This is a genomic window from Brevibacterium mcbrellneri ATCC 49030 (genome assembly GCF_000178455.1).
In the GTDB taxonomy this organism is placed as follows: Bacteria; Actinomycetota; Actinomycetes; order Actinomycetales; family Brevibacteriaceae; genus Brevibacterium; species Brevibacterium mcbrellneri.
This window is the reverse complement of sequence record NZ_ADNU01000028.1, coordinates 1-5,174: the sequence shown is the minus strand read 5'-3', so window position 1 is coordinate 5,174 and position 5,174 is coordinate 1. Positions and strand designations below refer to the sequence as shown.

Below are 5,174 nucleotides of genomic sequence, written 5' to 3'. Positions count from 1 at the left end.
AAAGTCAACGCAGGCAGCGAGACCCGCGATCTAGAGCAACTCCACCAGGCGGTCCTGCTGTTCAGAGCTAAACGACTCATCGAGGGTGAGCAAATGCACTAACGGGTGTGTGCCCAGTGGCATGCGCCTCGGGTCGAAAAGCCGTTTGGCTACAGTCGAATCTGAGGACTGTAGCTAAACGAATCGAAAGCCAGCCCGTCCCGAGGTGTCAGAAAGTTACGTTGCATGCATGGCTTGGTGCGAAGGAGCATCGGCAATCGTGGTGTTCGTAGTTGTGGTGAGCGCCCTGGTGCTCAAACTGGGTTTCGACATGATCCGCGAAAACCTGTAGGTGCCCTCACCCCAGTTTCTTCAGGGAGTGCGCATTGACGCCATAAGACCCCATTCCGGCTAGCGCGCGGGCAACCCACAAACTGCGGTCGGCGTCGCCGTAGGCTTTCTGGGTACCACCTCGGGCGGATTTGAGGTACCAAAACATGTTGGCAACTTCGCGGGCAATAGACGCTCCCAACCCAAACTGCGGGTCAATCCCGGCGTGCTGGCACAGCGAAACCGCAAAGTCATACAGCCACTTGGCTTGCTTAGCGGGATCAGGTGTGGGGATCTCGTAGAGCCGGTTCCACAGCATGGGCGCCACCATATACGCTGCTGGCCCCAGAAGCGGTTGCGGGTCAATTGCCTTCCACGTGGAGATCCCGTTGGCGTCGGGGTGGCCAGCCAGAATGTTGTAGTAGTGCAGGTCAGCGTGCAGCAAGTATGACTCTTGTGACTGCGCCAGCCGCGTGCTCCACATGTGCGCCTGGTCAATGACTTGGCGGTCTTCGGGGCGGAAGCTGCGGTAGTCGGCAAGTGCCTGCACATTGCTGTTGAACTTGTTGAGCCACCCTTGTGCAATGTCTTGCACGCGCACAAATCCACGCCCTCCGTGAACCGTGAGAACCCGAACCAGCTGCCCCCAAATGGGTGGCACCTGGTCAAGTGGAACCGTGGAGAGGTTTTCAGCTGTGATCAACCGTTCTTGCAGGGTCGCACGGAACGACGAGTCTTCTTCAATAATCCGCACCGCACCGCGTCCGTTCCATGCACGCAGCGCCTCAAGAACTTGCGCGTGGACGTGCGGGTTCGCGGAGTTAGGCGAGGCGAAGCGCACAATCGCTTGGTAGTTCTCTTTTGTCAGGACCGGAACCACTAGACTTTCGGCTCCTGCCCAGGGCGAACCGGGTACGGGGTCTGGAGTGAGCGACCACCTGTCGCACAGTTCGTTGAACATGAAGGGGAGCGCTGCAGCCCATGCGTCGGCGCGTTCGGGGCCAATGAGTTCGCCCACCGCACCTAGTAGTGACTCCGGAACCTTCACAGCTTCTCCTAAAACCTCAACAGCTCAAACTTACCCGCCTTTTGGGTGGCGCGGGCGGATTCGTACAGGTGGCGCAGGGCAAACGCGTGTACTTCCTTTTCAGTCTGCGGGTCTTGGGGGTGTGTAAAAGTGAAAACGCTTGGGAGAGTCGCGGTGAGGAGGCTTTCGGCTTCGATTGCGAGTTTCTTGGTGTCGCGCGGGTCGCTGGGCAGTTGCCACGCGGGTTTGTTGGCGGGCAGGTTCTCGATTCCGACCGAGGTGGCAAAGGACCTCGCTTCTTCTGCCGCGTGGGCCAAGAGGTCGTGACGGTCTCTCACAAACATTCCGTATGGCGATTTTTCGTCTTCAAACACGGCTAAGCGTTGATATGCGTACGAACTCTTGTGGCAGGCGGAAATGAACTCCGCAAAGCCGTCGGTTTTCTGCCCGTCTTCATCTTCCGATTCGTCTTTGCGAACGTCAGCCTTGTCATCGTCGGAATTCTGTTCTGGCGCTGGCGTGGGGCTGACAACGGGGGAGAAGGATTCGGTGACTTTGCGTTCCTCGGCTTTGAAGTCGCGCAGAAGGACCAGGGCTGCGCCTACTGCTACGTCGGCAAGGGTCGCCGAGGTGGCCCCAGCGAGGCTGGTGAAGTCGCCTGTGATTGCGGAATGGATTTCGGTAAGCGCGTCTTTGAAATTGCGTTGGGGTTCAGGGCTGGGGGACTCGGTTGCAAGTTCGCTGGGTGGGGCCCACACCGGGCCCACCGCTTTGCTCAACCGGTCGCGAACCGACGTCTCTTCTCCCGTCGCTTGCGTGTTCTCAAGGATCCGTGCCACACGGTTGCGCACCGTGTCGGTTGGGCTGAGGGTGGGAAGCTCAGGGTCAGAATCAACTCGGATTCCGCAACCACTTGTCAGCGCAACTGCGGCTGTGAGGGCCAAAAAACTTCTGCGACCCAACGTCCCTTTTCCTTGCATAATGGCCATCTTAGCGAAGGGACAGCCTCAGTGACGCGAACCCAAAAGGTCGCTTCGCGTGCCCTGTGCCAGTAGAGTCTCGTGTAACGGTTCTGGAAGGAGTGGAGATGAAGAATGAAGCTCAACAGGTCACTGACCTTATCCGCACCCCACTGTCACAAGCGGGCCTGATCGTCGAAGACGTGAAGGCCCACGCAGCGGGGCAGTACCGCAAGGTCACTGTCGTGATCGACTTGGATACAGACACCTCGGACCCGGTCTCTTTGGACACGATCGCCCAGGCCACAAAGATCGTGTCAGAACTCATTGACGACGTGGAATTGTTTAACGACAAGCCCTATGACTTGGAAGTCACATCGCCGGGAGCAACCCGAGAACTTACTGCGAAACGCCACTTCCTGCGGAACAGAGGCCGCAACCTGGATGTGCGCACAAACGGCCCCACTTATACCGGCGAACTCGTCGATGTGACGGATAAAGGCATCACGTTGATGGACACGAAAAAAGTAGATTATGTGATCCCATTTTCAGACATTACGAAAGCAAAGGTCGTTTTAAAATTCCGCTAACCAGGTGAATCCATTAGGGTTACACCTACACGTTCATTCGTGAACAGCTGACATTTCAATAGAGCCGGATAAGCGGCAAAACGGAAGGCCAGATACGTGGACATCGACCTGAGCGCGCTAAGAATGATCGAGCGTGAGCGCGAAATTCCCATGAAAGTGCTCGTGGATCTGATCGAACAGGCTCTTCTCATCGCGTATCAGCGCACAGAAGGGTACTACCCGGACGCCCGCGCTGAACTCGACACGAAAACCGGCAAGGCTACCATTTGGGCAGTCGAATTCGATGACGACGACAACCCGATTGGCGAATTCGACGACACTCCCGAAGGCTTTGGGCGCATCGCCGCTCAGACCGCCCGCAACGTGATCCACCAGCGTTTGCGTGACGTTGAAGACGAATCAGTTTTGGGTTCGTTTAAGAACCACGAAGGTGAGATCGTCTCTGGTGTGATCCAACAGGGCAAGTACGAAGACATGGTTCAAGTGAACCTCGGTGATGTGGAAGCTGTGCTACCGCCACACGAACAGGTGCCAGGGGAAACCTATGAACACGGTCGTCGTATCCGCGTGTACATCACCGATGTGCACAAAGGCCAAAAGGGCCCATCCGTCACCGTTTCACGTTCACACCCAAACCTGGTGCGCAAACTGTTCGCACACGAAGTCCCAGAAATCGCTGACGGTCAAGTGGAACTCGTGTCACTTGCCCGGGAAGCGGGCCACCGCACCAAGATCGCAGTCGCGGCCAAGGTGCCGGGCCTGAACGCAAAAGGTGCCTGCATTGGTGAGTACGGCACCCGCGTGCGCGCTGTCATGGGTGAACTTGGTGAAGAAAAAATCGACATTGTCGACTACAACGAAAACCCGGCCAAATTCGTGGCCAACGCACTCTCGCCTGCTAAAGCAGCCAAAGTAGAAGTGATCGACGAGTCAGCCAAGATGGCGCGCGCTTTTGTTCCGAACGACCAGCTTTCGTTGGCGATTGGGAAAGAAGGCCAGAACGCGCGTTTGGCAGCGAAACTGACCGGGTGGAAAATCGACATTGTAGGTACTGATTAGCGCCATGTGGCGAATGTGTAGAATGGATAGGTGTCTTGTGAACCTATCCGCATGTGCGTGGGGTGCAGAAAAGTAGAACCCACAAGCAAACTTTCACGGTTTGTCTCTGTTCAGGGTTCGTTGACTGCAGACACCCAACGCACACTCCCCGGCAGGGGAATGTGGATTCACCCTACACAAGCGTGTTGGAAAACAGCGCGAAAAAAGAACGCGTTCGCACGGGCGCTTCGGGTGCGTAACCTAGAAGTTCCCGATCTACCGATTACGGAAAGTAGTTAGCGAAATGGAAACCACGTAGTGAGTGCTCAGAAATGACACCCAGACTTATTGGTTGTGAGCAGTGAAATGAGATCTGTTCACTTACGATGAGGTTCCTTCCTGTCCGGAAGGAACCCGGACAGGAGAAATGTGGCTAAGCCCCGTGTCCATGAGCTCGCGAAAGAGCTCGGCACTACCAGCAAAGACGTGCTGGCAAAACTTGAATCATTAGGCGAGTTTGTTCGCTCAGCATCTTCAACAGTCGAAGCGCCTGTTGTTCGGCGTGTGAAAGAACTATACGCGTCGAGCAACCCAGAATCCGCTGGAGACAAGCCCGCAAGTGGTTTGAAGACCGGCGCTAAGAAAACAGCGGCGAAGACCGCAGCAACCAAATCTTCCGCGGCAAAGCCCGGAGCGGCCAAGCCGACTACCGCTAAAACTTCTGCCACTAAGACTGTGGCAGCCAAGCCAGCGGCACCTAAGCCCGGTGCTCCTAAAGCAGGTGCCAAGGAGACCGCATCTAAAAAAGCGCCTGCGAAGAAACCTGCAGCTCCTAAACCAGCCCCCGCTGCTGGCAAGCCAACTGCAGAAAAACCAGACGCTCAGAAGCCAGCTGATTCGACCTCGGCGCCCAAACCAGGCGGAGCCACTCCTAAGCCTGCACCCAAGCCAGGTGTTCCAAAGCCAGGCGCGGCGGCCTCGGGCGCTAAACCAGGACCCAAGCCGGGTCGCCCAGGAGCACGCCCGGGCAACAACCCCTTCGCGTCTTCACAGGGTATGCCTAAACCAGGCGCCAAACCAGGACCCAAGCCGGGTCGCCCAGGAGCACGCCCAGGTAACAACCCCTTCGCTTCCTCCCAGGGCATGCCTAAACCAGGCGCCAAACCAGGACCACGCGGCGGCGACGACCGTGCACCACGCCCGGGACGCGGGCCACGCCCAGGCTGCGGACCCAAGCCAGGTGCACGTTCA

General features: G+C 57.2%; 6 protein-coding genes. 4 read left to right on the top strand and 2 right to left on the bottom strand.

Going from position 1 to position 5,174, the window contains the following annotated elements; translation table 11 throughout:
* Positions 1-337: 337 nt before the first annotated feature.
* Together HMPREF0183_RS04965 and HMPREF0183_RS04960 are read right to left on the bottom strand one after the other, a co-directional pair.
* Entirely contained in the window at positions 338-1,357 is a 1,020-nt protein-coding gene (locus HMPREF0183_RS04965) for an aminoglycoside phosphotransferase family protein (RefSeq protein WP_005883451.1), read from the bottom strand.
* An 8-nt stretch (positions 1,358-1,365) separates the two neighbouring features.
* On the bottom strand, positions 1,366-2,280 hold the full coding sequence (locus HMPREF0183_RS04960) for a hypothetical protein (RefSeq protein ID WP_040348154.1): 915 nt from the start codon (positions 2,278-2,280) through the stop codon (positions 1,366-1,368).
* 143 nt (positions 2,281-2,423) lie between these two features.
* Here HMPREF0183_RS04960 and HMPREF0183_RS04955 point away from each other — a divergent pair, with 143 nt between their 5' ends.
* The 4 genes from HMPREF0183_RS04955 to HMPREF0183_RS04945 form a co-directional block, all read left to right on the top strand.
* Complete coding sequence (locus HMPREF0183_RS04955; protein WP_005883448.1) at positions 2,424-2,885, top strand: ribosome maturation factor RimP; 462 nt, start codon at positions 2,424-2,426, stop codon at positions 2,883-2,885.
* Positions 2,886-2,981: 96 nt separating this feature from the next.
* Positions 2,982-3,944, top strand: coding sequence for a transcription termination factor NusA (gene nusA, locus HMPREF0183_RS04950; RefSeq protein ID WP_005883446.1), 963 nt, complete (start codon positions 2,982-2,984; stop codon positions 3,942-3,944).
* A 51-nt stretch (positions 3,945-3,995) separates the two neighbouring features.
* Entirely contained in the window at positions 3,996-4,223 is a 228-nt protein-coding gene (locus tag HMPREF0183_RS13490; RefSeq protein ID WP_083801448.1) for a YlxR family protein, read from the top strand.
* A gap of 129 nt (positions 4,224-4,352) precedes the next feature.
* Positions 4,353-5,174: translation initiation factor IF-2 N-terminal domain-containing protein (locus HMPREF0183_RS04945; RefSeq protein ID WP_040348151.1), on the top strand; the 822-nt coding region annotated here is incomplete at its 3' end.